30 protein-coding genes are annotated in these 25612 nt (G+C 68.9%); 13 read left to right on the forward strand and 17 right to left on the reverse strand.

Annotated elements, in window-relative coordinates:
- Window positions 1-2: 2 nt before the first annotated feature.
- Together BKA15_RS32005 and BKA15_RS32010 are read right to left on the reverse strand one after the other, a co-directional pair.
- Window positions 3-1997 (reverse strand): ABC transporter substrate-binding protein, encoded by a 1995-nt coding sequence (locus BKA15_RS32005; RefSeq protein ID WP_179757694.1) that lies wholly within the window; start codon window positions 1995-1997, stop codon window positions 3-5.
- A 215-nt stretch (window positions 1998-2212) separates the two neighbouring features.
- On the reverse strand, window positions 2213-3658 hold the full coding sequence (locus BKA15_RS32010; protein WP_179757695.1) for a hypothetical protein: 1446 nt from the start codon (window positions 3656-3658) through the stop codon (window positions 2213-2215).
- Window positions 3659-3780: 122 nt separating this feature from the next.
- Between BKA15_RS32010 and BKA15_RS32015 the strand changes: the two genes are divergently transcribed.
- Window positions 3781-4611 (forward strand): aldose epimerase family protein, encoded by an 831-nt coding sequence (locus BKA15_RS32015; RefSeq protein WP_179757696.1) that lies wholly within the window; start codon window positions 3781-3783, stop codon window positions 4609-4611.
- Window positions 4612-4613: 2 nt separating this feature from the next.
- Window positions 4614-5732, forward strand: coding sequence for a mandelate racemase/muconate lactonizing enzyme family protein (locus BKA15_RS32020; protein WP_312879593.1), 1119 nt, complete (start codon window positions 4614-4616; stop codon window positions 5730-5732).
- A 14-nt stretch (window positions 5733-5746) separates the two neighbouring features.
- On the opposite strand, the gene BKA15_RS32025 is transcribed toward BKA15_RS32020, so the two are convergent.
- From BKA15_RS32025 to BKA15_RS32035, 3 genes are all read right to left on the reverse strand, one after another.
- On the reverse strand, window positions 5747-6187 hold the full coding sequence (locus tag BKA15_RS32025; RefSeq protein WP_218871664.1) for a type II toxin-antitoxin system VapC family toxin: 441 nt from the start codon (window positions 6185-6187) through the stop codon (window positions 5747-5749).
- Entirely contained in the window at window positions 6171-6404 is a 234-nt protein-coding gene (locus tag BKA15_RS32030) for an AbrB/MazE/SpoVT family DNA-binding domain-containing protein (protein WP_179757697.1), read from the reverse strand. Before BKA15_RS32030 ends, BKA15_RS32025 begins: the two co-directional genes overlap by 17 nt.
- Before the next feature lie 128 nt (window positions 6405-6532).
- A complete protein-coding gene (locus BKA15_RS32035) occupies window positions 6533-7006 on the reverse strand; it encodes a RidA family protein (RefSeq protein ID WP_179757698.1) in 474 nt (157 codons plus the stop codon).
- A 108-nt stretch (window positions 7007-7114) separates the two neighbouring features.
- On the opposite strand from BKA15_RS32035, the gene BKA15_RS32040 reads away from it, so the two are divergent.
- From BKA15_RS32040 to BKA15_RS32085, 10 genes are all read left to right on the forward strand, one after another.
- A complete protein-coding gene (locus BKA15_RS32040) occupies window positions 7115-7915 on the forward strand; it encodes an IclR family transcriptional regulator (RefSeq protein ID WP_179757699.1) in 801 nt (266 codons plus the stop codon).
- A gap of 255 nt (window positions 7916-8170) precedes the next feature.
- Window positions 8171-9196, forward strand: a complete 1026-nt coding sequence (locus tag BKA15_RS32045; protein ID WP_312879594.1) for a Gfo/Idh/MocA family protein — start codon at window positions 8171-8173, stop codon at window positions 9194-9196.
- 13 nt (window positions 9197-9209) lie between these two features.
- The gene (locus tag BKA15_RS32050) at window positions 9210-9983 is read left to right on the forward strand and encodes a creatininase family protein (RefSeq protein WP_179757700.1); all 774 of its coding nucleotides are present in this window, start codon (window positions 9210-9212) and stop codon (window positions 9981-9983) included.
- Between the two features lie 52 nt (window positions 9984-10035).
- The gene (locus BKA15_RS32055) at window positions 10036-10803 is read left to right on the forward strand and encodes an amidohydrolase family protein (RefSeq protein WP_179757701.1); all 768 of its coding nucleotides are present in this window, start codon (window positions 10036-10038) and stop codon (window positions 10801-10803) included.
- Window positions 10800-11690, forward strand: a complete 891-nt coding sequence (locus BKA15_RS32060; protein ID WP_179757702.1) for an amidohydrolase family protein — start codon at window positions 10800-10802, stop codon at window positions 11688-11690. The genes BKA15_RS32055 and BKA15_RS32060 overlap by 4 nt, the downstream gene beginning before the upstream one ends.
- Window positions 11687-12436 carry an amidohydrolase family protein gene (locus tag BKA15_RS32065; protein WP_179757703.1) on the forward strand — a complete coding sequence of 250 codons (750 nt, stop codon included), beginning with the start codon at window positions 11687-11689 and terminating at the stop codon, window positions 12434-12436. The genes BKA15_RS32060 and BKA15_RS32065 overlap by 4 nt, the downstream gene beginning before the upstream one ends.
- A 7-nt stretch (window positions 12437-12443) precedes the next feature.
- A complete protein-coding gene (locus tag BKA15_RS32070) occupies window positions 12444-13427 on the forward strand; it encodes a dihydrodipicolinate synthase family protein (RefSeq protein ID WP_246322469.1) in 984 nt (327 codons plus the stop codon).
- Between the two features lie 120 nt (window positions 13428-13547).
- Window positions 13548-14894 (forward strand): ABC transporter substrate-binding protein, encoded by a 1347-nt coding sequence (locus tag BKA15_RS32075; protein ID WP_179757705.1) that lies wholly within the window; start codon window positions 13548-13550, stop codon window positions 14892-14894.
- A gap of 2 nt (window positions 14895-14896) precedes the next feature.
- A complete protein-coding gene (locus tag BKA15_RS32080; protein ID WP_179757706.1) occupies window positions 14897-15775 on the forward strand; it encodes a carbohydrate ABC transporter permease in 879 nt (292 codons plus the stop codon).
- Window positions 15765-16676 carry a carbohydrate ABC transporter permease gene (locus tag BKA15_RS32085; RefSeq protein WP_179757707.1) on the forward strand — a complete coding sequence of 304 codons (912 nt, stop codon included), beginning with the start codon at window positions 15765-15767 and terminating at the stop codon, window positions 16674-16676. Before BKA15_RS32080 ends, BKA15_RS32085 begins: the two co-directional genes overlap by 11 nt.
- Before the next feature lie 64 nt (window positions 16677-16740).
- On the opposite strand, the gene BKA15_RS32090 is transcribed toward BKA15_RS32085, so the two are convergent.
- The 9 genes from BKA15_RS32090 to BKA15_RS35135 all read right to left on the reverse strand — a co-directional run bounded on the left by BKA15_RS32090 (window position 16741) and on the right by BKA15_RS35135 (window position 22231).
- A complete protein-coding gene (locus tag BKA15_RS32090) occupies window positions 16741-16959 on the reverse strand; it encodes a GNAT family protein (RefSeq protein WP_179757708.1) in 219 nt (72 codons plus the stop codon).
- A 75-nt stretch (window positions 16960-17034) separates the two neighbouring features.
- Window positions 17035-17961 carry a 3-hydroxyacyl-CoA dehydrogenase family protein gene (locus BKA15_RS32095; RefSeq protein ID WP_179757709.1) on the reverse strand — a complete coding sequence of 309 codons (927 nt, stop codon included), beginning with the start codon at window positions 17959-17961 and terminating at the stop codon, window positions 17035-17037.
- Complete coding sequence (locus tag BKA15_RS32100; protein ID WP_179757710.1) at window positions 17958-18692, reverse strand: SDR family NAD(P)-dependent oxidoreductase; 735 nt, start codon at window positions 18690-18692, stop codon at window positions 17958-17960. The genes BKA15_RS32095 and BKA15_RS32100 overlap by 4 nt, the downstream gene beginning before the upstream one ends.
- Complete coding sequence (gene hisD / locus BKA15_RS32105) at window positions 18689-20029, reverse strand: histidinol dehydrogenase (RefSeq protein ID WP_179757711.1); 1341 nt, start codon at window positions 20027-20029, stop codon at window positions 18689-18691. Before hisD ends, BKA15_RS32100 begins: the two co-directional genes overlap by 4 nt.
- A gap of 79 nt (window positions 20030-20108) precedes the next feature.
- Complete coding sequence (locus BKA15_RS32110; protein ID WP_179757712.1) at window positions 20109-20405, reverse strand: GNAT family N-acetyltransferase; 297 nt, start codon at window positions 20403-20405, stop codon at window positions 20109-20111.
- The gene (locus tag BKA15_RS32115; protein WP_218871666.1) at window positions 20402-21007 is read right to left on the reverse strand and encodes a GNAT family N-acetyltransferase; all 606 of its coding nucleotides are present in this window, start codon (window positions 21005-21007) and stop codon (window positions 20402-20404) included. Before BKA15_RS32115 ends, BKA15_RS32110 begins: the two co-directional genes overlap by 4 nt.
- A gap of 10 nt (window positions 21008-21017) precedes the next feature.
- Window positions 21018-21782, reverse strand: coding sequence for a trans-aconitate 2-methyltransferase (locus BKA15_RS32120; RefSeq protein ID WP_179757713.1), 765 nt, complete (start codon window positions 21780-21782; stop codon window positions 21018-21020).
- A 30-nt stretch (window positions 21783-21812) separates the two neighbouring features.
- A complete protein-coding gene (locus tag BKA15_RS35130; protein WP_218871667.1) occupies window positions 21813-21989 on the reverse strand; it encodes a hypothetical protein in 177 nt (58 codons plus the stop codon).
- 56 nt (window positions 21990-22045) lie between these two features.
- Window positions 22046-22231, reverse strand: coding sequence for a hypothetical protein (locus tag BKA15_RS35135; RefSeq protein ID WP_218871668.1), 186 nt, complete (start codon window positions 22229-22231; stop codon window positions 22046-22048).
- A gap of 139 nt (window positions 22232-22370) precedes the next feature.
- Between BKA15_RS35135 and BKA15_RS32130 the strand changes: the two genes are divergently transcribed.
- Complete coding sequence (locus BKA15_RS32130) at window positions 22371-23282, forward strand: MurR/RpiR family transcriptional regulator (RefSeq protein WP_179757714.1); 912 nt, start codon at window positions 22371-22373, stop codon at window positions 23280-23282.
- A 4-nt stretch (window positions 23283-23286) separates the two neighbouring features.
- Here the strand turns inward: BKA15_RS32130 and BKA15_RS32135 are convergent, their stop codons facing one another.
- From BKA15_RS32135 to BKA15_RS32145, 3 genes are all read right to left on the reverse strand, one after another.
- Window positions 23287-23988 carry a PIG-L deacetylase family protein gene (locus BKA15_RS32135; protein ID WP_312879597.1) on the reverse strand — a complete coding sequence of 234 codons (702 nt, stop codon included), beginning with the start codon at window positions 23986-23988 and terminating at the stop codon, window positions 23287-23289.
- Window positions 23985-24959, reverse strand: a complete 975-nt coding sequence (locus BKA15_RS32140) for a GNAT family N-acetyltransferase (RefSeq protein ID WP_179757715.1) — start codon at window positions 24957-24959, stop codon at window positions 23985-23987. The genes BKA15_RS32135 and BKA15_RS32140 overlap by 4 nt, the downstream gene beginning before the upstream one ends.
- Before the next feature lie 102 nt (window positions 24960-25061).
- Window positions 25062-25544 carry a GNAT family N-acetyltransferase gene (locus BKA15_RS32145; protein ID WP_179757716.1) on the reverse strand — a complete coding sequence of 161 codons (483 nt, stop codon included), beginning with the start codon at window positions 25542-25544 and terminating at the stop codon, window positions 25062-25064.
- Between the last annotated feature and the right edge of the window lie 68 nt (window positions 25545-25612).

Consider the following 25612-nt stretch of genomic DNA (forward strand, 5'->3'; position numbering starts at 1 on the left):
CGTCAGGCGTGCTTGGCGGGTTCGGCGTAGAAGATCTGCGCCAGGTCCGTCGCTCCCTCGTAGTGCTGCCGGAAACTCGCCACCGCCTCGGGCCGGACGTTCTTCAGGTCGTCGGCGACCACCATCGGCGTGTACGGCAGCGGCATGGTGCCGATGATCCACACGTTCTCGTCGTGCAGCTTGGTGATCTCACGCCCGTACTTGATCCGTTCCTCGTCGTTCGGGGCGACCTTCAGCTGGTCGTACAGGTCGAGCAGGCTCTTGATCGTTTCCGGCGGCTCGGCGGCGAACTTGTTCTTCGGGTCGTAGCTCCAGGTGCCGAACCGAGGCGCCCAGTACGTCAGGTTGGAGTTCGGCACATACCAGAGCGGATCGATGTCCCACTGGTAGCCGGGGAACGGGTAGCAGATGATGTCGAAGTTGCCCTGCGGGATCTCGGTGTACCAGAGGTCCTGGCTGATCGTCTTGATCACCGTGTCGATCCCGACCTCGGCCAGGTTCCGCTTGGCGTACTCCAGCACGGTCATCTGGTTCAGGCCGACGCCGACCGGGAAGGTCTGCATGGTGAACCGCATCGGCTTGCCGTCCGGCCGCAGCCGCATGTTCTTGCCGTCCCGCTCGGTCAGCCCGGCCGCGTCCAGCCGCTTGTTGGCCTCGTCGGGATCGAACTCGATGAACCGCTGACCCATGCCCTCGCTGAAGTACTCGTCACCGGCCTGGCCGCACGGGTGGACCGGCTTGCCCTGCCCGGCCAGCAGCGCGTCGTTGAGCTCGGTGCGGTTGATCGCGTGGCTGAACCCGGCGCGGAAGTCGAGCTTCTGGAACAGCTCGGCGATCACGGGGTCCCGGTGGCTCTGGTTCAGCAGGATCGAGGTGTTCGCGTCGGTCTGCCAGCGCAGCACCCTGAACGGCTTGCTGTCCTGGTTCTTGATCAACACCGGCAGCGAGGTCTCCGGCAGGTCCCAGAGGGCGATGTCCAGCTCGCCGTTGGCGGCCCGCAGTCCGATCGCGTCGGGGGACAGCACCTGGAACGACGCGGTGTCGAGGTACGGCAGCTGGCGGCCGGCCTCGTCGACCTTCCAGTAATAGGGATTGCGCTCCAGCCTGCCGGTCGTGTTGGTGGCGTTGATCGACTTCGTGAGCCGCCACGGCCCCAGCACCGGCCGGTCCGGGTTCTGGTTGGAGTTGTTGCGGTTGTTGTAGAGGTCCATCCAGGTCGTCACGGAGTATTTCTTCATCGCCGCGGCAAGATCATCTTTGGCCGCGATCTCCTTGTGGAACGGGGACAGGTAGTGCGTCGGCTGGATCAGCCAGCCGCCGAACGGGATGAAGCAGAGGAACTTCAGGAACAGCGAGTGCGGTGCCGCGAACGTCACGGTCAGGGTGATGTCGTCGGGCGCGGCGAACACGGCCGGCTTCTTGGCGACGGTCAGCCAGCCCGGGAAGACCGGGCTGAGCTCCTTGTTGAGCATGACCTTCTCGTACACGTGCATCAGATCGGCCGTGGTGAACGGCTCGCCGTCGGACCACTTCAGTCCCTTGCGGAGTGTGAACGTATACACCCGGCCGTCCGGGCTGATCTCCCACTTCTCGGCGAGCCCCGGCTGCGGCTGGCCCGGGGTGGTGGGGCTCCACTCGGCGAGGCCGGAGAACACCATGTACTGGCCGCCGGTGGAGCCCGGATCGACCTGGGCCCGGCGCATGTTGCCGCCGTACTGGCCGAGTTGTTCCTGCATCGGGATCTGCAGCGGGTTCTCCGGCAGGCGCCCGGCAAGATCGGGCAGCTTCCCGCTGTCGACGAGCTTCTGCAGCATCGGCGACTGTTTCTGCGTCGTGTCCAGCGCCGGCCCGGTGGCCTGGCCGCCGGTGTCCGGCGCGATGTCCAGGGCCGAGCAGCCGGCCAGGGCGGTGACCGCCGCGGCGGCGGTGCCGGCGCGAAGGAGATCACGGCGAGGGAAGTCGCGGCGGTCGAGTGCGTGGTTCAGGGGCGATGTCATGGCGTGCTACCTCACTCGGGTGCGTCGGGTGGGCGGCGCCGTGACCACTGGAGCCCCAGTGCCCCCCGAACCACTATTTTCCAAATATCGGACATAACTTCGATGTCTCGATGGTTCTCTGAATCTAAATCTGCTGTGAATCCCCGTCAAGGGTTCCCGGGTGCTCCTGGATCGTTGTAACCCGAACGTTCCCTGAGCGCCCGGCCCGGGGCCGTTCAGCTCTGTGGCTGTTGCCGGTACGCGGCGCCGACCGCCTCGATGATCTGCGCCGGACGATCCGGTACGAAGACGTCGACCAGGCCTACGATCGGTCCGCCGGAGGACCTGACCTGCCAGGCAGCGGGGTCCTCGAAGCCGGGATCGGCCAGGCTGAATCCGATCGTCTCCAGATGATCAACTCCGACGTCGACGCTGCGCCCCGAGATGTCGCGCAGGGCGGTCAGCCGGAAGCTCAGCGTCGCCTCGGTCTTGCCGATCATGGCCGAGGAGACGTCGAACTGGCCCTGCGGATCGAGTCCCTGCACCCAGAGCTGCTGCCAGGTGGCGTCGTGCACGTCGGCGGCCCAGACCTGGGCGCCGTCGACCAGGACCAGGATCCGGAAGTCGCCGCGCTGCGGGATCCGCCACAGCTGCAACGCCCGGGAGTGCCAGAAGCTCAGCTCGTAACGCGGACTGCCCGGATCGATCGTGATCTTGGTGGACAGCTCCGCGTAGTCGCCGGCCTTGATCCGGGCGTGCGAGGCGACCAGGGCACCGCGGCCGTCGCCGTACATCGACCGGCGCTCGTTCGCTACCGTCGGGGCGCCATCGACCTGGAGCCCGTACGAGACGACGCCGAAGGTCTCGCCCTCGGCGGCGGCCTGGACCGCCTGGCTGACACAGGAACCGGCGTACTCGGCGGTCGGCGCGAGGACCCCGTCCAGGAACCGGCCGGTGTAGACCAGGAAGATCAGCCCGACGTCGTGCCGCCGGGCCACCTCGTTGATCTCGGTGATGTCCTGCCGGACCCGGTCGGTCACGATCGTGTTGATGTTCGGCCCGTCCAGGTACGGATAGATGATGCCGTCGATGTACGGCCCGTACTTGATCATGAACTCGTCCGACGTCGCCGAACCGTGGTAGGCGCAGGTGAAGAAACCCAGGTCCGGGTTGATCGCGAACTGAGCCTCCCGGATCTCGGCGAGGTATTCCGGGGTGAACACGGCGGGGTTGTCGCCGCAGTCGAAGTCGTCGATCGCCCAGCCGGTGAGCACCGGGTATTCCAGCGACAGCTCCGCCAGTGCCTTCGCCCAGGCCAGGTAGTCCATCACGTACGGCCGCGAGGCACGGCCCCAGCTGTAGGTCTCGGTCGGCGGCACGATGTACGGCAGCAGCTGGATCCCGGCGGCCTGGGCGGCCGGCGCGAACTCCAGCCGCAGGTCGTCGAAGTCGGTCGGCGAGTCCCAGATGCCGAAGAAGTAGTGGTTCGCGCCGATCCGCTGCAGGAGTTCGATCATGGCAGGGGTGTCGACGTGGCGGTAGCCATCCTTGCGGGGTTCGGCCTCACGGATCCAGCCGCCGACCGTATTGCCGCCGGGGAGTGCGGACTTGATGCCGCCCGGCGGCAGCCCGGCCTTGAATCCGGGAGCGCGGTAACGTCGGGGGAGTTGATCTTGGGACATGGTGTCGGTGCTCCGATCGAGCCAACGATGGCGACTATCTTCGAATTACGGAAAATAAGACCAATATCTCGTTGATCAAGGTAACCTACCGTTCGGCGGATCCGCAACGGGCAGGACGGACGATGGACCGAGTTCATGATCATGGGCCAGACCAGTTGCTGGTGCTGGAGACGGCCCGCAGCCGGGCCACGTTCAGTACGGAGGCCGGGCGGCTGACGTCGCTGGTCTTCGGTGCACATCAGGTGATCGTCGGGCCGGAGCAGCAGCCGCCGCCCCGCGGCTCCTGGTTCTGGGGCTCGTTCGTGATGGCGCCCTGGACCAGCCTGATCCGCGACGCCGTCTTCGAGTTCGGCGGCACCACCCACCGGCTGCCCGCCGACGACGGCCGGCATGCCGTGCTGGGACTCACCTGGAAGCTGCCCTGGCGGATCGACGGCGACCGGTTGGTCTGCGATCTGGACCAGGGCAGCGGTTGGCCGTTCGGCGGCCGGGTCATGATCATCCCGAAGCTGTCCGAGGGCCGGCTGCGGGTGGTGCTGCGGGTCCAGGCCGGCGACCGCGAACAGCCGGCCGCGGTGGGCTGGCATCCGTGGTTCGCCCGCGAACTGCCGGGCTCCGGTCCGGTCGAACTCGGCCTGGCCGGACCGGTCTGGCGGCAGCATCGCGATGCCGACGAGGCACCGACCGGGCTCTGGCAGACGGTCGATCCGGCCGAACGCGCCCTCAACGACTGCCTGCAGGTCGCCGGGCCGACGACGCTGACCTGGCCCGGCGTCGGATCCTTGGAGATCGCCCACGATTCTCCGTACCTGACGGTCTATTCGGTCCACCCGCGCGGGATCTGTGTCGAGCCGGTGACCAGCCCGGCCGAACGGATGGACCACCTGCTGCGCCCGGGCGAGGCGCTCGACCTGACCATCGACCTCGCCTGGCGCGACGAGGAGAATCACTGATTGTGAACCGTTCCCTGCAGGCCACCGTGGCCGAACTCAAGACCGTGGCGATCAGCCCGCGGGTCAAGCCGGAGCTGCTGGTCAGTGGTGCTCGCGGCAGCCACGACCGGAGCGACTTCCTGCTGGTCAAGATGATCACCTCGGCCGGCGTCGCCGGGATCGGCGAGGTGAGTGCGACGCTGACCTGGAGCGGCGAGGACTCGACCACCGCCCAGCACGTGATCGACACGGTGCTGCGGCCGGCCCTGATCGGCAAGCCGCTGACCCCGGTGGCCGAGCTGGAGGCCGCGATGGACACCGTGCTGGCCGGGCACCCGTTCACCAAGGCGGGGATCTCGATCGCGCTCTGGGATGCGTACGCGCGGACGCTGGACGTGCCGCTCGCGGTGGCGCTCGGCGGCCCGCGCCGGACCGACATCGCGGTGAAGTGCTCACTCAGCGGCAACGGCGAGCGGCTGCGGACCGGGCTGGAGCACGCCCGGGCGGCCGGCTTCGAGGCGTACAAGATCAAGATCGGGATGGACGTCCCGACCGACGTGGCGCGGCTGCGGGAGTTGCGCGAGCTGGTCGGTTCGGACGCGTTCATCGGCCTGGACGCCAACGGGGGCTACAGCCGCACCGCCGCCCGGCGGGCCGGCCGGCTGCTGCTGCCGTACGAGCCGGCCTTCTTCGAGCAACCGGTGCAGCCGGGCGACCTGCCCGGGATGGCCTCGCTCCGTGATCTTGGACTGCCGATCGTCGCCGACGAGAGCGTCTTCGGGATGGACGACCTGATGGCCGTGCTGGCCGCCGACGCGGCCGACGTGATCAGCCTCTACGTCGGCAAGAGCGGCGGTCCCGGCCGTGCCGTCGCGATGGGCCGGATCGCCGCCGCGGCCGGTCTGGATGTGATCATCGGCTCCAACGGGGAGCTCGGCGTCGGTGCCGCGGCCCAGCTGCACGTGGCCTGCGCCCTGGACCGGCTGTCGGAGGAGATCCCGTCCGACATCATCGGCGCCCATTACTACACCAGCGACATCCTGGCCGGCGGCCTGGACGCCACCGGAGTCCGGGCCCGTCTCGGCGACGGACCCGGACTCGGCGTGACGCTCACGGAAGACCTCGAGGCGGCCTTCCGCTGAAGGTTCAGGGTCCGTCACATCAGTTCGAGGTCGACTCCGAGGCTCAGGTAGACCTCGGCTGCTCGGCGGTCACGGCTGACCAGCGGCAGTTCGTGTTCCCGGGCCGCGCATCCGACGAGTGCGTCATAGATGCTGCCGCCGGAGATTCCTAGCTTGGTGAACTCGGCCAACAGTGTGCTGGACCGCTCTGCCGAGATGAACCTGCTGTCCGGGAAGTTGTGCTCGATCAGGCGTCGTGCCGCTTCCGGAGCAAGTCGCTGCGGGGGTGGGAGGCGGGTCAGGATCGAGAAGGTCTCGAACAACGCATGACCGGCGAGCCCCATGGATCGTGCCGACAGCCGATCGAAGGTGTCCTCGTGACCCGGATGATCGGGTTGAACGAAGGCGATCGCGGTGCTGGTGTCGAGCAGGCATTCCGAGCTCGGAACGCGCCGCGTCCTACGCCTGGTCGGCAAGGCGCAGCTCTCGAATGTCTTGATCGGTCAGACTTCCGTCCGCCGTGGGCAGGAGCAGGAACCCGTCGTGCTCGACGAGTTCGTCGGTGGTCACGGGAGCGATCGAGAGGGTCGATCCTTCGATCGTGATCTCGACCTCGCCTGCCGACATTCCTACCCGATCGCGCAGTGCCTTGGGAATGACCAGTCGCCCGGCACGATCGATGGTGGTTCTCATACCACTAGCTTACCAAGCAAATTTCCATGGCTGGTGCCGGAATATTGGCAAACCGATCTTGATCATGAATGTCCAGAAAAGGCAGACGCCGCCCTCCGGTGCGGAAGGCGGAGTCTGGGAGAGCTGGGTCAGTCGGCGAGCTGGAAGATCGCCTCGATCTCGACCGGGCTGTTGGTCGGCAGGGCGGCCAGGCCGAGGGCGGCGCGGGTGTGGAACCCGATCTCCGGGCCGAACACCTCGAGGAAATACTGCGTCGCGGCGTGGCCGACCAGGTGTTGGTCGGTGAACGACGGGGCGCTGGCGACGAAGATCGTGACCCGGGTGACGCCGGTGATCGCGTCCAGGTCGCGGCCGGCCTTGATCAGCTCGCCGCGGGCGGCCTCGACGACGTTGCGGGCGCACTGCCAGGCGCACCGCCGTGCCGTGTCAAGATCGATTCCGTCGCCGACGATGCCCTCGGCGATGTTCGTGCCGTCGATGTGGGCGGTCTGGCCCGAGGTGATCAGCTGGTCGCCGTAGATCCGGGCCGGGGCGATCGTCGGCGGGGCGGACTGGGCGGGCGGCTCGGCTGCGGCGGACTGGTGGCGTTCGGCGGCGGTCACGGAAAGGCTCCTCCGGTGCGGGTCGGCATGCGAGATTTCGAAGATGTCTCCGAAGTTTCGCAGAGATCATACGGCGGTCCGCGGGCGGGTGCCTCTATTCTGTCCGTTATGGCAGGGACCACAACGACCGAGACCAAGGCGCCGTCGCAGTCGGTCGCGCGCACGCTGACCGTGCTGGAGACCCTGGTCGCGGCCGACGACGGGATGACCCTGACCGCGCTCGCCCAGGCGACCAGGATTCCGCTGGCGACCTGCGCCTCCATCGTCTACACGCTCGAGCAACGCGGGTACGCCGCACGCAAGGTGGTCGGCCGGAGCCACTTCTGGCGTGCCACCCTCGGCCTGTACGGGCTGGCCACCCAGCTGGTCCGCAAAGTTGATCTTGCGACCGTGTCCCAGGACGAGATGCGCGCGCTGGCGATCGAGATCAACATGCCGGTGCACATCGGCGTCCTGAACGGCGCCTCGGTGGTCTACGTCGCCAAGGCGGCGACCTCGGACTTCATCCAGTTCGACACGTACCCCGGCAAGATGGCGCCCTACAACCTGACCGCGCTGGGCAAGGCGATCGCCGCCTTCCTGGACGAGGAACGGCTCAGCCCGCTGCTGAACCAACTGAGCAAGGGCGAGGGACCCGGCGCCCTGCCCGCCGGTCGGAAGGCGTTCCTGAACCAGCTGGCCGAGATCAAGACCCGTGGGTACGCGATCGAGGTGGAGGAGGAACGCGCCGACATCGCCTGCGTCGCGGCACCGTTCTTCGACGCCGAGGGCGGCCCGGCCGGCGCGGTCGGCGTCACCGGCTTCAAGCGCGACCTGGTCGGCGACCTGCTCCAGCGCACCACCGACGGCCTCACCCACATCGCCGCCACCATCTCCACCCGCCTCGGCTACCACGCCGCCCTGCGCTGACCCCCGCGCCCGCCCGCCCCGCGCGCGCCCGCCAGTTTTTCACGTAACGTGAAAAACTGGCGCTATACCACAGTTGCTTCTCTGGTAAAGCGACAGGAAACCTGGTGAGGCGGGGCTGGTGGGGTCGGTGGTTCCCGCTGCGCTCACGGAGGCCGGGGTGATCTTGCATCGACGTCGGATGGGCATTAGCCTTTGTTCGGCGAGGTGAAAGTATCTTCGCTATTTCGAATCCTCGACGGCGGGGGTGATCATCGGGTGACGGAGTCAGCGGCTCAGCGTGCGGCCCCGCGCGTGGCACTGGTCGGGCTCGGCGCGATCGGGTCCACGGCTCATCTTCCGGCCTTGCTCCGGTCCAGTCGGCTTCGGCTGGTCGCCGTGGCCGATCCGTCCCCGGAGCGCCGCGCGGTGATCGGCACGGAGCTGGCCCGGGCCGGCCGGGACGACGTGGCGATCCTCGATGATCTTGAGGCTGTGCTCGCCGCAGGCGTCGACGGGGTGGTGCTGGCGACGCCGCCCTGGGTCACCCCAGACCTCGCGGTACGGGCAGCGCAGGCCGGGATCGCCGTGCTGGCGGAGAAGCCGGTCGCCCCGTCGATCGAGGACGCGGACCGCTACCGGGTGCTCGACGCCGATCAGCGGGCCAGGATCCAGATCGGGCTGACCTATCGCCACGACCCGGCCCTGGACAAGCTCCGTACCTTGATCAAGGACGGTGCGCTGGGCCGGCCGCTGCTGGTCCGGGCGTCGATCTACGACGAGCCGGCCGACGGCGACCCGGCGCACGACCGGTTGATCACCGAGACCCTGAAGCACGGCTCGCCGGTGATCCACGAGGGCGCCCACGTGTTCGACTGGCTGACCAGCCTGTTCGGCGGGCCGGGCGAGATCGACGACGCCTGGGCCCTGACCACCAGGCCCGGCCTCGCCGCACCGAACCTGATCGGCGGCCGGCTGACGTACCCCGGCGCGACGGTGCTGGTCGAGTTCGGCTGGTACACGCCGATCCTGCCCGGCTGCGTGTTGATCTTCGTCGGCGACGGCGGCTTGGCGACCCTGGACGGCGGCAGCTTCGGCCTCACCGTCGAACTGGCCGGACGGCCACTCCAGCGGTACGAGTTCCAGCCGGACCGGGCCACCCGCTGCTTCGACCGGCAGGCCGTCCGGTTCGCCGATCTGTTGGCCGGTGGCCGTGCCGAACCGAGCCTCGACGACGGCATCGCCGCGCTGATCACCAGCCAGCGGCTGCAGCAGCTGGCAACATCGGCAGGAACGAACCGATGAGGAGTGATCACCGATGACCGTTCGCTACTGGGCCGAGACCGACCGGGAGACGCTGACCCGGCTGTTGCCCGAAGCGCTGGTGCTGCTGCCGATCGGGGCCACCGAGCAGCACGGCCCGTACCTGCCGACCGGGACCGACCACCTGCTGGCCGGCGAGGTCACTGCCCGGGCCGCGGAGCGGGCCGCGACGAACCTGTCCACCGAGTTGTTGATCACGCCGACGCTGCCGGTCGGCGCCTCCGATCATCACCTGCCGTTCGGCGGCACTCTGTCGATCAGCCCGGCCACGCTGACCACGATGCTGACCGAGATCCTGTCCTCGATCGTGGCCTGCGGCGGCCGCCGGGTGCTGATCGTCAACGGGCACGGCGGCAACATGGGCGGCTGCGCCGCGGCCGCCGCGGCCGCCACCAACGCGGCGCCGGAGCTGATCGTGGGACACCTGGACTACTGGGCCGCGGGCGGCCAGGACCGTTCCCGCTGGACGGCCCGGGCGACCTGCACCGGCCCGGTGCCGGGCCACGCCGGCGAGTTCGAGACCGCGATGATCATGGCCGTACGGCCGGAGCTGGTGCCGGACCGCCCGATCCGTTCGGATCCGCCGGCGATCGGCTCGTCGACCGGCGGCGCGACGATCCACGCCGCGGGGGCCTGGCTGGCCACCGACGGGTACACCGACCATCCGGAACGCGCGACGGCCGCCCTCGGCCGGGAACTGCTCGACGAGCTGGTCGCCGCGACCGAGTCCGTGATCATGGAACTGGCGCAGGAGGAGACGAACACATGACCCCACCCCACGAATCGCTCCGCTTCGCTCCACGATTCGCGAGGACCCCGAGGTGATCGACTTCCACACCCACACTCCGGCCTGGGAGACGGCGACGTGGCTCGGTGGAGCCACGTTCGGTGCCACCGAGTTCGTCGAGTTCATGGACATCGCGGGCATCGACCGGGCCGTCGTGCTCAGTCACGACGGGCTGTTCAATTCCACGCCGCAGGCCAACGAGGCGTTGGCGGCCTTCGTCGCCGAGTATCCCGACCGGCTGATCGGCTTCGGCTCCTACAACCCGCGCCGGCCGGAGGCCCTGGCGGAGACGAAGCGGAGTTTCGCCGAGCTCGGGCTGCGCGGGCTCAAGCTGCACCCTTGGTTGCAGGGCTTCAGCCCGCACGAGACGTCGCTCGATCCGATCATGGAGGTGGTGGCGGAACATTCCGGCATCCTGCTCTGCCATGACGGTACGCCGCCGTACTCGACCGCCGGGCAGATCGCGGCGCTGGCCCGGCGGCACCCGACCGTACCGGTGGTGCTCGGCCATGCCGGGCTGCACGACCTGTGGCGGGAGTCGCTGGCGTACACGAACGAGACGGAGAACCTCTACATCTGCATCTGCGGTACGCCCCCGTACGCGGCCCGGGAGATCTGCCGCCGCGGCGCACCGGGCAAAGTGCTGTTCGGCACCGACGCCGGCCTGTCCGACAAGGCCAGCCAGGACTACGCCCAGGCTCGCGTGCTCGAGATTGATCACTGGGGCATCACCGCGGAACAGAAGCAGGCCATGTTGATCGACAACCCCGCCGCACTGCTGGAGAGGCTCACGCGTTCATGATCGTCGACGTCCACTGCCATACGCCCACCCACACCCACGAGGTGCCGGAGGAGGACTTCCGGTCGTTCAGCGCCTGGCGCACCGACCGCGACGTGGTCACGTCCAACACCTGGGCCGACTTCGACGCGGCGATCGAGCCGGCGGACGTGGCGATCGTGTTCAACATCGCCGCTGACGACCCGCTCGGCTCGACCGGCCTGTCCTACCGGCCCGAGGACACGAACACGGCGACCGCCGCCTACGTGAAGGAGAACCCGACCAAGGCGATCGGCTTCATGTCGGTCAACCCGACCAAACCGGATGTCTGGGACGAGGTCGAACGGGCCCGCGAGCTCGGGCTGGTCGGCGTCAAGCTCGGCGCCAACTACCAGGAGTTCGAACCGCTCGGGAAGCCGGCGCTGGAGTTCTACGCGTACTGCGAGCGCGAAGGTCTGCCGATCTTGTTCCATCAAGGCGCCTCGCCGATCCGGCACGCGCCCTTGCGGTATACGTTTCCGCTGGTCACCGACGAGGTCGCGATCGCGTTCCCGGAACTGCGGATCGTGATGGCGCACATGGGTCATCCGTGGGCCCGGGAGACCGTCGTGACGATCCGCAAGCACCCGCACGTGTACGCCGACGTGTCCTCGATCTACCTGCGGCCGTGGGTGCTGTACGAGTCGCTGCTGTTCGCCACCGAGTGGGGTGCGGCCGGGAAGCTCTTGCTGGGTTCGGATTTCCCGATCGCCACCACCGCGGAGGCGATCGCCGGGCTGCGCCGCGCGAACGACATCGTCGAGGGTACGAAGTTTCCCAGGATCCCCGACGAGGTGATCGAGAACATCATCAACGCCGACGCACTCGGCGCGCTCGGGCTGGCAGACCCGCGGGGGAGGACCAAGTCATGATCATCGACGCCCACGTGAGGATCGGGCAGCAGCGGGAGTGTGCGCTCGAGGTCGCCGAGCTGTTGTCGATCATGGACGAGCACGGCATCGACAAGACCATGATCGCGCCGAGCGAGGCGCAGATCGCGTACGCCAACCGAGCCGGCAACGAGGCCACCGCCGCTGCGGCCGCAGCCTCGAGCGGTCGGCTGATCCCTTACGCCGTGGCCAATCCCTGGGCCGGCGACGATGCGGTCGCCGAGCTGGAGCGGGCCCATGCCGCCGGCGCCCGAGCCCTGGCGGTGGACTCCAGCCTGCAGGGCTTCGACCTGCTGGACGGGCTGGTCGACCCGCTGCTCTCGTACGCGGAGTCGGCGGGCTGGTTCGTCTACGTCCGCACCGGCACTCCACCCGGCCACCTGCCGTTGCCGCTGGCGCTGCTGGCCCGCCGATTCCCCAAGATCGACTTCCTGATGGGCCGCAGCGGCGCGACCGACTTCTGGATCGACGCAGCGCCCGCCTTGCGGTACGCGCCGAACCTCTACGCCGACACGAGCTACGCACCGTGGGACACGGTGCTCTCGGAGTTCGTCCGGGATCCCGAGATCGGGGCGTCCCGGGTGATATTCAGCACCGATCTGCCGTACGCGACGCCGGCCGGTGAGGTGAAACGGATCCGGGACTGGCCGATCGGCGACGACGAGAAGGCCGCCGTCAGCGGCGGCACGCTGGCCAGGCTGCTCGAGCGCGGGACGGACCGGGCCTGAGATGACCATGATCACGTCCCAACGTCCTTCGACCGGCTCAGGACGCAGTCCGGCGGAGGCCGCCGCGCTGATCCGCGGCGTCTCCCCGGTGCTGGAGGTGCCGTTCACCGACGACGGCGAGATCGCCGTCGAGGACTTCCGGCGCGTCGTCCGGTACGTCGTCGGGACCGGTGTCACCAGCGTGATGTTCCCGGGCTTCGCCGGCGAGTTCTACAAGCTGTCCGAGGAGGAGCGGCGGCTGCTCACCGAGATCTTGATCACCGAGGTGCGTGAACTCACCGTCGACACCGGGACCGAGGTGGCGGTGATCGCGGCGGTCCAAGATCACGCCACTCGGCTCGCCGTGCAGCGGGCCCGCTGGTCGGTCGAAGCCGGTGCCGACGCGATCAACCTGTTGCCGCCACACCTGCTGGCGCCCTCGGCGTCCGCGATCGAGGCGCACCTGCGGACCGTGCTGGCCGCGGTGCCGGACACCGCCGTGGTGCTGCAGTACGCGCCGGCGGAGACCGGAACGAGCCTGGATCCACAGGGCCTGGCAGGCCTGGTCCGGGATCATCCCAACCTGGTCCTGGTCAAGGTCGAGTCGTCGCCGCCGGGGCCGTACATCGCCGAGCTGGGCCGGCTCGACCCGCCGATCCCGGCCGTCGAGGGCTATGCCGGCGTGCAGCTGCCGGACGCGTTCCGGCGCGGCTGCGTCGGCACCCAGCCCGGCTGCTCGCTGACCGAGGTCTACTGCGAGATCTGGCGCCGCTTCTCCGACGGTGATCTTGCCGGCGGGGACCGGCTGCACGCCCGGCTGCTCCCGTACATCTCGTACTGGATGCTCGACACGGAGCGGATCATCGCGACCGAGAAGATGATCTCGTACCGGCGCGGGCTGATCCAGAGCCCGCACTGCCGGCCGCCCCGGCACGACCTGGACGCCGAGGAACTGGCCATGATCGACCGCTTCCTGGCCGAGTTCGGCGACCTGCTGCCGTCGCTGCGTTGATCAGCGTTTCGGGTGCGTAACAGGGTGCCGAATTCCTTGCAGGCACCCGCCGCTCGGCGTACAGTTCTCAATATTCTGGATACGTTTACGACATACTGAAGATACGTGGGAGGGGGAGACATGAGACGGCGGGAACTCTTGTTCGGCGCGGGGGCCGTAGCGGCCGGGATGGCGCTGTCGGGGTGCAGTGCGGGCGGGGGCGGGACGCCGTCCGAGGCGCCGAAGGCCGAGGACTGGCGGTCGCAGGTGACTGGCGGCCCGATCGAGGCCGGGGTGCTGACGGCCAAGGGCACGCCTGGGCTCACGTACCTGGAGCAGCTGGCGAAGAAGATCGAATCCGAGGTCTCCGGAGCCGAGATCACGTTGACGTTCGCCAACACCGAGGCCCGGCCGGCGCTGGAGCAGCGCTGGCGCGGCGGCGACGGCCTGGACGTCGACTACGGCATGTTCGACGGTACGAATCCGGCGCAGCGGATCTGGGCCGACGACGGGATGCTGCTCGACCTGAAGCCGTACCTCGAGCAGAACGACCCGGCCACCGGCAAGCCCTGGCTGGAGAACTTCTCGCCGGCGGCCCGCGGCTTCATGACCCACCCGGACACCGGCGGCATCTTCGGCGTGCCGACCGAACTGTCCACCCAGGTGCTCTTCTACAACGCCAAGCTCTTCACCGAGAAGTCGATCACCCCGCCGACCACCTGGACCGAGCTGATGGCCGCGGTGGAGGCGCTGAAGTCGGCCGGGGTCGACCCGATCGCCGTGACCGGGCTTTTCCAGCCCTACATGGGCATGTGGTCGGACAACCTGTGGTTGCGCACGGTCGGCTGGGAGGCCGCCAACAAGGTGCTGGTCACCGGCGAGGGCCACATCACCGAGAACCCGGGCTTCCTGGCCGGGCTGCAGCACGTCCAGGAATTGCGCGACGCGAGCGCGTTCATCAAGGGCTTCCAGGGCACCGACTTCACGCCCGCTCAGGCGCTGTTCTTCCAGAACAAGGCCGGAATGATCTTGATGGGCAACTGGCTGGTCAGCGAGATGAAGGCCGTGATCCCGAGGGGCTTCGAGGTCGGCGTGCTGCCGTTCCCGGCGGTCGACGGCGGTGCCGGTGATCAGCAGGCGCTGATGGCTGCCGCGCAGTTGATCTCGATCAACGCCCAGAGCAAGAACCTCGGGATGGCGCTGACCTGGGCCAGCCGGCTGACCAGCGTCGAGGTGCAGACGGAGCGGGCCACCAAGCTGGGCGATCTCTCCGCCGTCGTCGGCGTACCGAGCCCGACCGGCGTGACCGGAATCGACAAGATCATCAGCGAGGCGTCGGCCCTGGTGCCGCGCGAGTTCTCGCTCAGCGGGACCAAGGTGTACGAGCCGTATTACGCCGAGATCGCCCGTTTGTTCTTCGGTGAGCAGGACGCTCAGCAGACCCTGGACCGGCTGGACGCGATGCTGCGCAAGCAGCACAAGAACTGATCATGTTCGCCCGGTCCCAGCGGCTGATCACCATCCCCTTCCTGCTGCCGGCGCTGGCCCTGCTGGGGACGTTCTTCCTCTTCCCGCTGGGCCGGACGTTCGTGATCTCCCTGAGCGAGTACTCGCGGACCGGCCGGTCGACGCTGGTCGGGTTCGAGAACTATCTCGGCGTGTTCGGCGACGGCGACTACCTGAACTCGCTGCGCAACGCGATCCTGCTCGCGGTGATCGGCGGGTTCATGCTGTTCCCGCCGGCGATCGCGATCGCCTGGGCGTTCCACCACCGGCTGTACGGAGAACGGGTCTTCCGGTTCCTGATCTTCTCGCCGGTGGTGCTCTCGGTCGCAGTCGTCGCGCTGATGTGGACGTTCATCTTCCATCCGACGTTCGGCTTGATCAATCCGACGTTCGCCGCGATGGGGCTGGGTGACCTGATCCCGGTGCTGCTCGGCGATCCGCGGACCGCGCTGCCGGCGGTGGCGTTCGCGGCGGTCTGGCACGGGATCGGGATCTGGATCATCCTGATCTCCGCCGGCTTCGCCCGGCTGCCCGGCGAGGTGATCGAAGCGGCCCGGATCGACGGGGCGGGGGAGTGGCAGATCTTCTGGCGGATCATGCTGCCGATGATGAGCGACCTGTTCCGGGTGCTGATCGTGCTGTGGTTCGTGCAGAGCCTGCAGGCGTTCGCGTTCGTCTTCATCATGACCGGCGGCGGCCCGTTCGGGTCGACCGAGATCACCGCCACCCTGATGTACCGGACCGCGACCGACCAGGCCGACTACGGCTACGCGGCCGCGATGGGCATCGTGCTGGTGTTGATCTTGCTCGTCGTCGCGCTGGGGCTGAACCGGCTGTTGAAGCGAGACGATCTTGAGTACTGACACGATGGCGGCGCCAAGCCGTACCGCCCGGATCGGAGGCGTCCGGCGTCGGCGCAGCCGTGGCGAGCATCCGCCGTTCCGGCTGTTCCACCTGGTGCTCTACCTGATCATGGGCGCGGGCGGGGCGTCGGCGATCGCCGCGTACCTCTGGGTGATCAACGCGTCGCTGAAGACGAATGTCGACTTCATCGGCACCTCGCCGTTCGCGATCACCAGCACCTGGTCGTTCGGCAACTACCTGGAGGCCTGGCAGACCGCAGGCGTGGCGACGTACTTCGGCAACAGCGTGCTGGTCTCGGTCTGCGCCACCGCGATCGGCGTCGGCTTCGCCGTCCTCGCCGCCTACCCGCTGGCCCGGGTCCGGTTCCGCGGCTCGTCGATCGTGCTCGCCGTGATCGTCTCGGGCCTGATGGTGCCCTGGATGGTGACGTTCATCCCGCTCTACCTGACCCTGCAGGACCTCGGCCTGCTGGACAGCCAACTCGGCCTGATCCTGGTCTACGCCACGTACAACCTGCCGTTCAACGTGTACGTGATGGTCGGCTTCATGAAAACCCTGCCGCGGGAGCTCGAGGAGGCCGCCGCCGTGGACGGCGCCGGCCCGGTCAGCGCCTTCCTGCGGGTGATCGTCCCGCTGCTCGGCCCCGGCATGGCCTCGATCACGATCATCAGCTTCCTGAACAACTGGAACGAATTCTTCTACGCCCTCGTGTTCATCACCACTCCGGAGCGGATGACGCTGCCGGTCGGCCTCTGGCAGCTGAACCAGGCCGCGACCTACGGCAGCCAGTGGGTCACCCTGTTCGCCGGCATGATGATCACCGTCATCCCGGTCCTGGTCGTCTTCGCCTTCCTGCAGAAGCACATCACGAGAGGCCTCACCGCCGGCTCCCTCAAGTAGGAGGCCGACGGGATCCGGGAGCGAGCGCCCTCAGGTGGAGCAGGGGAAGGGGCGGCCTTGGTGATCAAGGTCGGACCAGGGTTCCGATGCCTTGTCCGTGGGCGGCCGGGTCGACGAACAGCATGTGGATCTCGCCGCCGTCCTGGGCGCTGAAGCCGAGCGGGCGGTCCGCGGCGTCGACGGCCACGCGAAGATCATTCATCCGCGGCAGATAGCCGGCGACGAGGTCGGCGAAGCCGTCGATGTCGGCGGGAGTGAGGAACAGGTGCGTCGCCTCGACCACGGCGCGCCAGACCTGCAGGAGGGCGGCGAGGTCGGTGTCGCGGCGGGGTCGGATGGTGACGTCTATGGCGGTGGTCTACGCCGGGGAGACCTTCGCGCGCAAGGCGGCCAGGGCGGTGAAGGCGTGATCGCGGTAGTCCTGCAGCGCGTCCCGCCGGTCGGCCGGCGTCTGCCGGTAACCGCCGGACGTCTTCAGTCCGAGATCACCGGCGGCGACCCGTTCGGCCAGCGACGGCGGGACGGAGAAGCGGTCGCCGTAGCGTTCGACCAGGGTCGCGTACGAGGCCGCGTAGACGTCCAGGCCCGCGATGTCGGCGACCTGGAACGGGCCGAAGAACGGCAGCCGATAGCCGAACGAGTTGCTCACCACCAGGTCCACCTGCTCCGGCGTCGCGAGCCCCTCCTCGACGATCATGGCCGCCTCCCGGAACAGGGCGAACTGGAGCCGGTTGGCCAGGAAGCCCGGCACCGCCGGCACCCGTACGGTGATCTTGCCGGCCCGGGCCAGCAGCCGCTCGGCCAGCGCCAGCGCATCCTCGTCGTCGCCGGCCAGTTCGACCAGCGGCAGGAACGGTGCCGGGTTGAACCAGTGCGCCGCGATGAACGGACGGTCGACGGCCTCGGCCAGCGCGTCCAGCGGCAGTGACGACGTGTTGGTGGCGATCACGGTCCGTTCGGGAGCCGCGGTAGCGATGGCCGCCAGCGCGGTGCGCTTGATCCGAAGATCCTCCGGTACGGCCTCGCTGACATAGACCGCCTCGCCGACAGCCTCCGCGACCGACCCGGCCGCGGTCAGCAGCTCCGGCACCCGCCGCGCGGCGTCGCGATCGACCAGGCCCTGCTCGGCGTACCGCTGCACACCCATGATCAACTTCTCCCGCAGGTCACGGGTGGTGCGGGCGTCGACGTCGGCCAGGGCGACCCGGAAGCCGGCCAGGGCGAGGGTCTGGGCGATACCGCCGCCCATGTAGCCGCCGCCGACGACGGCGAGTTGCTCGGTCATCGGATCGTGTAACCCCCGTCGATCATCAGCGTGTGGCCGGTGATCAACTTCGCCATCGGCCCGGCCAGGAACGCGACCGCACCGACCACGTCGACCGGGTCACCGAACCGCCCCAGCGGGATCCGGGCCAGCAGCCGCTCGGCCAGATCGGCCCGGGACAGCGTGAGCTCGGCCAGCTCGGTCCGGATCCAGGTCGGCGCGATCGCGTTGACCCGGATGCCGTGCGGGGCCCACTCGAGGGCCAGGTTCTTGGTCAGGTTGTCCAGCGCCGCCTTCGACGCGCCGTACACGGAGCGTTCCTCGATCGCGACCGTCCCGGTCTGCGACCCGACGTTGACCACGCTTGCCTCGGTTCCGGCGGCGATCCAGCGCCGGCCGAACGCCTGGGTGAGGAAGAACGTCCCGCGCAGGTTGACGTCCATCACCGCGTCGTAGTCCTCGACCCGGACGTCCACGGCCGCGGCCGGGACGATCGTCCCGGCGTTGTTGATCAAGAGATCGACGTCGGGTAGGGCATCCGCGAACGCGGCGAAAGTGTCCGGCCGGGACACGTCGAGTGGGCACGGCCGGCTGCTGTACCGCTCGGCGATCCGGGCCGACTCCTCTGCCGACCGGGACGTCCCGAACACGGTCGCGCCTAGCTCGGCCAGCCCGTCGGCGATGGCCAGGCCGAGCCCGCGGCTGGCCCCGGTGACCAGGGCGGTCCGGCCGGTCAGCGAGAAGTCGATCATGGACGGCCGGGATCCCAGTCGTAGGTGGAGGAACCGAACTTGGCGGCACGCACATCGCCGGACCGAGCGTGGCCCTCGAACCTTTCGGCCCGGGAGGCGCGGCCGCACACCTCGCCGAGCAGTGCCGACGACGCTGGGTCGGTGACCTCCTGGTACGTCACCGTACGCAGGTACTTGCCGACCCAGAGCCCGCCCGTGTAGCGAGCCGCGCCGCGGGTGGGCAGCACGTGGTTGGTGCCGATCACTTTGTCACCGTAGCTGACACAGGTCCCCTCGCCGAGGAACAGGGCACCGTAGTGGTGCAGGTCGGTGAGCGCCCGCCGCGGCTCCGCGGTCAGCACTTGGACATGCTCGGCGGCGTAGTGATCACCCAGTCGCCAGGCATCGGCCAGGTCGGCGACGACGTGGATCGCACCATGATCACGCCAGGCCGGTTCGGCGAAGTCCTTGGTCGGCATGCCGGGCAGGATCCGGTCGATGTGCTCCAGCACCGACCGGGCGATATCCTCGGACGTGGTGATCAAGATCGCGGGGGAGTCCGGTCCGTGCTCGGCCTGGCTGAGCAGGTCCACCGCCACCAGGTACGGATCCGCCTGATCATCAGCGATGATCAAGATCTCGGTCGGGCCGGCCAGCAGGTCGATCCCGACCCGGCCGAAGAGCTGCCGCTTCGCCTCGGCGACGTAGGCGTTGCCGGGCCCGGCGATCAGGTCCACCGGCGCGATCGACTCGGTGCCGATGGCCAGCGCGGCCACCGCCTGGACCCCGCCCAGCAGCAGAATCTCGTCGGCACCGGCCAGGTGCATCGCGGCGATCGTGGCGTCCGGGATCTCGCCCTTGATCGGCGGGGTTGCCGCGACGACCCGCTCGACGCCGGCGACCTTGGCGGTGACGATCGTCATGTGCGCCGAGGCGAGCAGCGGGTAGCGGCCGCCCGGCACATAGGCGGCGGCGGCGCGGATCGGGACGTTCTTCTGGCCCAGGTGCACGCCCGGCAGCGTCTCGATCTCGAAGTCGGTCAGCGATTCGAGCTGCCGGGTGGCGAACCGCCGCACCTGGGCCTGCGCGAACGTGATGTCCTCGATCACCTGGTCCGGCACCCGCGCGACGATCTCCTCGATCTCCTCGGCGCTGAGCCGGAAGCGCTCCGGTGACCAGGAATCGAACTTCGCCGAGTAGTCGGCAACGGCCGCATCGCCGCGCTCGGCGATGTCGTTGATCACCGCCTCGACGGTCTGCCGGACCTCCGGATCGGCGCTGCGCTGCTGTTGTCCGGCGGCCGGCGCCTTGAGCAGCGTCGATGCGACCGGGAACTCGGTGGGCTGGGTCGTGGTCATGGCGGATCTCCCTTCGCTGGTGAGGATTGTATACGTATACATCATCGGCGGCCAGGTGGTCGGCGCCGCTCGCGGAAGGTCAGGCGACCAGGTCGGCATACTCCGGGTGTTCGGCGACGAACTGGGCCGTGAACGGGCACTCGGGGACCACCCGGTGGTCGAGCTTCCGAGCCTCGTCGAGCACGTGTTGGGTGATCCGGGCGGCGATCCCGTTACCGCGGAACTCGGGCTTCGTCCCGGTGTGCACGATGATCATGGTCCGGTCCCGCGGTGAGTACTCGACCACGCCGACCACCGTGTCGTCGAGGCGTGCCTCGTAGCGGGATTTCCGTTCGTCCCGGAGGAACGTGAGGCGGTCCGGGTCGATCCTCGTCATCGGCTGCTCTCCTCGAGTCGTTGGCGGACGGCCGGCCATTCGGTGCTCAGCATGGAGTACTGCACGGTGTCGCGCCAGCTGCCGTCGGGCCGGATCCGATGATGCCGCAAGACACCCTCCTTCGTCGCGCCGAGGCGTTCGATGGCGGCCTGGGAGCGCGTGTTGCGGATGTCGGTGTGCCAGACCACCCGCTCCGCGCCGAGCTCGTCGAACGCCCGGCCGAGCATGATCAACTTCGAGTCGGTGTTGACCCCGGTGCGCCAGTGCCGGCGACCGATCCAGGTGTGCCCGATTGCGAGCGCGCGAACGTTCGGGGTGATCTCGTAGAAGGACGTGGTGCCGACGAATTCGCCGGTGTCCCGCAGCCGCTGTGCGTACGCGATCCGTCCCGGGTCGGCGGTGGCCGCGGCGATGATCTTCACGATGTCGGCCCTCGAGGTGGGCGGCAGGAAGGACATGTGGGCCACCACCTCGGCCGCGGTGGCCGGGTCCCCGAGCGCTGCCGCGTAGTCGTCGGCGTCGGCCTCGGTCAGCGGCTCGAGGCGGAGCATGCGGCCGGTCAGCGGGACGGGGTCGAACCAGGGTGAGTCGGGCGAGACCATGCGCCCAACCTTAGGGCTTCCGGACGACGACGAAGATCCGGCGGAACGGCAGCACGGTGCCGTGCTCCCGGGCCGGGTAGGCCTCGCGCAGCAGGGCCTGATACTCGGCGACGAACTCGGTCCGTTGCGGCTCCGGCAGGGCCTGGAGCACCGGGCGGGCGCCGGTGCCGGAGATCCAGCGGAACACCGGGTCCGGTCCCTCCAGCAGATGCAGGTACGTCGTCTCCCAGGCATCGACCTGGCCGAAGCGGGCAAGATCATCGAGATACTCGGCGGCGCCGATCACCGGGCGCAACGCGGTGCCCTCGGTCCAGCGCGCGAAGCGCGGGTCGCGGGCGAGTTCGTACAGCAGGACGTGGCTCGGCTGATCGAAGTTGCCCGGCACCTGGAAGGCGAGCCAGCCGCCGTCGCTGAGCCGGTCGATCAAGATCGGCAGCAGGTCGCGATGCTCCGGGATCCATTGCAGCGTTGCGTTGCTGATGATCACGTCGACCGGTCCGTCCGGCTGCCAGTCGCGTAGATCGGCGACGGCGAAGGAGACCCGATCGCTCGCGTACGCCTGCGCCTGCTCGATCATCTCCGGCGAGGAGTCGAGGCCGATCACGGTGGCCGACGGCCATCGCTCGGCCAGCGAAGCGGTCAGCTGGCCCGGCCCACAACCGAGGTCGACCACGGTCCGCGGGCGGTCGGCGTCGACCCGCCCGACGAGATCGAAGAACGGCCGGGACCGCTGGTCGGCGAACTGCAGATAGACGGACGGGTTCCAGACCGGCATCGTGGCTCCTCGAGTCGGGATATCTTGACGTCAAGATATCAGGTCGGCGAGGGTGGCGACGAGCGCGTCCGGGTGCCCCGCGAAGTCGGGCCGCGGCGGCTCCGGCGAGCCGGGCACTTCGACCGCACCCGGCACGAGGCGGAGCAGCGCATCGACCGTCCGGCACTGGTGCGGCGGGTTCTCCCGTAGTGACGGCAAGACGGTCACGGGCACCGCCAGGGCGGCCAGTTCGGCGTCACCGATTCCGCGCAGGGTGTCGCCGGTCAGCAGCCGCTCCAGGTCCTGGGCCTCCGCGGCCCAGTCGGGCGGGGTGGACGGTCCGGCGCCAGCACCCGGATCCCGGCGGCGATCAGTCCGGCTACGATGCCGGGGCCGTGCCAGAACCGGGCGGCGTCTTGCTCGGCCCAGAGGCCGCCGTGGATCAGGAACGCGGTGGATTTCGACGTCATGGGGTGTCCTTCGGTGGGTTCCCTGCGCGCCGGAGCTGGTCTCGGTAGGCTCCAAGCACCAGGGACGAGGGTTCGCCGAGTACGCGGGGGATTCAGTGGGGGATACTCCCATGCTGTCGACCTGAGTGAAGAGGAATACATGCCGACGACGAATGGCACGGCGGAGACGCCGCGACCCGGTTCGATTCTGATCCGGGTGCGGGGCATCCTGCCGAATCTGCGGCCGGCCGAGCAACGGGTCGCCCAGGCCGTCCTGGCCGACCCGGCCGCGGTCTCGGAGAGCTCGATCACGGCGGTGGCCCGACAATGCGAGACCTCCGAGACGACCGTGCTCAGGTTCTGCCGGGCGCTCGGGCTCGCCGGCTACCCCGAACTGCGGATCGCCCTGGCCCGGGCCGCCCAGTGGGAGGAGTCCGGGCAGAACGGTGATGGCCCGATCACGGGCAAGATCAGCGCCACCGACTCGCTGGCCGACGTCGTCCGCAAGATCACCCACGCCGATGCGCGGGCGATCGAGGAGACCGCGACCGCGCTCGACCTGACCGAGCTGGAGGCCGCGGTCGACGCCGTCGCGAACGCCGGCCGGATCGACATCTACGGTGCCGGCGCGAGCGCGCTCGTCGGCGGTGACCTGCATCAGAAACTGCACCGGATCGGTCTGATCTCCTTCATCTGGCCCGATCCGCATCAGGCGCTGACCTCCGCCGCGGTGCTCAACCCCGGCGACGTCGCCGTCGGCATCTCGCACACCGGGACCACGGTGGACACGATCGACATGCTCGGCGCCGCCCGGCAGCGGGGTGCGACCACGATTGCGATCACGAACTTCCGCGGCTCGCCGATCGGCGAGGTCGCCGATCACTTGTTGATCACCGCGGCCCGGGAGACCACCTTCCGGTCCGGCGCGATGTCCAGCCGGATCGCACAGCTGGCCCTGGTCGACTGTTTGTTCGCCGGGGTGGCGCAGCGTTTTTACGACACGGCCATCGAGGCGTTGGAGAGCACCTACGCCGTGGTCCGGTCGCGGCACACCTCCGGCAAGCGGCACTAGCCGGCTAGAAGTCGGTCAGCACCTGCGCGCCGGTCTGCGGGCGATGGAAGCCGGCGGCGCGCGGGTGTCCGGCCAGGCAGCCGCGGACCGTCATCAGCGCCGTGTAGTAGTCGATGTAGCGGAAGCCGTACGTCTCGCCGCGGGCGAACGCCTGGCCCGAAATGGCGGCGTGCCAGCGGTCGAACGCCTGGTCCGGGATCGGCACCGAGACGTTGGGGACGAAGCCGTCGGCGTCCTCCCAGTTCTCGGCGTACAGGAACTGCCGGATCCCGTGCCGGGGCAGTTCATGATCACCCGGTAGCGATGCCAGGAACCGGGCTCGCTCGGTGATCGCGGACGCGTGTTCATGATCACGGTGAATGCTGTGCTTCCAGTGCGCGATCAAGGTGTCCGGCTTGGTCTGCCGGATCAGGGTCGCCAGCTGCTCGGTCACCCGGTCGTCGTTCGGCAGGAAGCCGTCGCTGTAGTCGAAGACGTGGAACTCGGCGCCGATCCCGTCGGCGAACGCTCGGCCCTCGTTGATCTTCTGGACCTTGTAGTCCGCGGGCGAGAGCCTGGGGTGGCCGCGCTCGCCGTACGTCAGGGCGACGATGATCGCCCGGCCGCCCGCGCCGGTCACCCGGGCCAGCGTCGGGCCGGCGGTCAGGTCCATGTCGCCGATGTGCCCGCCCACCGCGAGCACCGTCCTCGGCTGCTGCTCGGTCACAGGGCCGCCTTCATGATCGTGAACGTACGGGTGACGGTGAAGCCGGTCTTCAGGTAGAGCTGGCCGGCCGCCGACTGGAGTCCGGTCCAGAGGAACCAGGCGCTGTGGCAGCCGGCGCCCCGCATCCGTTCCAGGGTGAGGTGGAGCAGCAGCTTGCCCAGGCCCAGGCCGCGCTGGGCCGGCAGCACGCCGAACGGGCCGAACCGCTCCGGCACCTGCTCGTACGCGGCGTGCATCGCCCAGCCGAGCGGCTCGCCGCCCGGACCGAACGCGGCGACGATCCGGTCCAGCGGCAGCCCGGCGACGACCGCTTCCCGGATGGCCCGCGCCCAGTCCGCGTTGAACTCCTCGCCGGCGATCTTGATCAAGGCCGGCAGCTCGTCGGAGTCCGGGGTGCCGAACCGGTAGCCGTCGCCGGTGAGCCGGGCGAGTTGATCACTGACGTCGGTCGGCATCGCATAGTCGTTCAGGCTCAGGTCCATTGCGACGGCCTGGTAGTGGGTCTGGAAGCCCTGGCTGCGCAGCAACGCATCGGCTGCCGGATAGCGGTCGGCGTCCAATCCGGGCAGGAAGTAGTTCGGCGTGGTGGGGGAGAAGAAGACGGTACGACAGCCCTGGGACCGCAGCCAGTCCAGAGCACTCATGATCAACTCGCGGCCGATGCCGCGCCGCTGCGCCGCCGGGTCGACGAAGAAGAAGCCGATCCAGCCGGTCTCCGGCTGAAGATCACCGCCGGCCTCCGGGATCAGCCGGCGCACCGCGTAGGCGGCACCCACCGGGGCACCGTCGAGCTCGGCCACCCGGAGGCCGTCGGCGTCGAAGTTGCGGTCCAGTAGGACCAGGTCCCGAAACCGCCGGTAGCCGATCGGGTCGCCGGGCGCGGCTCTGGTCCAGGCCTCGGCCAACCGTGGCCCGTCGCCGGTCCGGAAGCCGCGGATCGCTGCCCCGGAAGGGGTGGCAGTGTCGTTCATGATCAACCTTCTTGTCGCGTGAACGTGACCAGTCAACCGAGCCTAGCCGAGCCGGGTCAATAAATCTCCGGCGGGTATCTCGGTGTGTGGGTTCTCAACATGTCAGCTGGCCAGGTCCTTGCGCATCTGCTGGGTGGTCACTGTGTAGCCCGCCGAACCGTAGAGCGCGACGGCGGTCCGATTGGGAGCGAAGACGTTCAGCTCGAGCGCGGGCGCACCGGCCTCCCGGGTGGCCTGTTCGACCGCCTCGAGCAGGGCCCGGCCGAACCCGCGGCCGCGCTGGGCGGGTTCGATCTCGATGTCGTACAGGAAGGCGCAGTCGGCCTTGCCGGCCGGATGATCAAGACCGACCCAGGCCCGGCCGACCGGGGACCCGGTCTGGTCCGTCGCGACCAAGATCAACATTCCCGGCGTGGCCAGCCCCTGCGGCAGGAAGTTCTGGTTCTTCGCCAGGGCGGCCTCGAGAGCCCCCTCCGGGGCCCAGGTGCCGGCCTCGACCTGCTCGCGGGCGAACCGTTCCGACAGCGCCCGGAGCCACTGCGGATACTCGTCGTCCGTCATCGGCCGGACGTTCACGGTGCTCATCGACGGATGCTCTCACACGGCGACGGCGGGCCAAATCAGGTGGCGGTCCGCCGGGTTGATCACTAGCG

The organism is Microlunatus parietis (assembly GCF_013407955.1).
In the GTDB taxonomy this organism is placed as follows: Bacteria; Actinomycetota; Actinomycetes; order Propionibacteriales; family Propionibacteriaceae; genus Microlunatus; species Microlunatus parietis.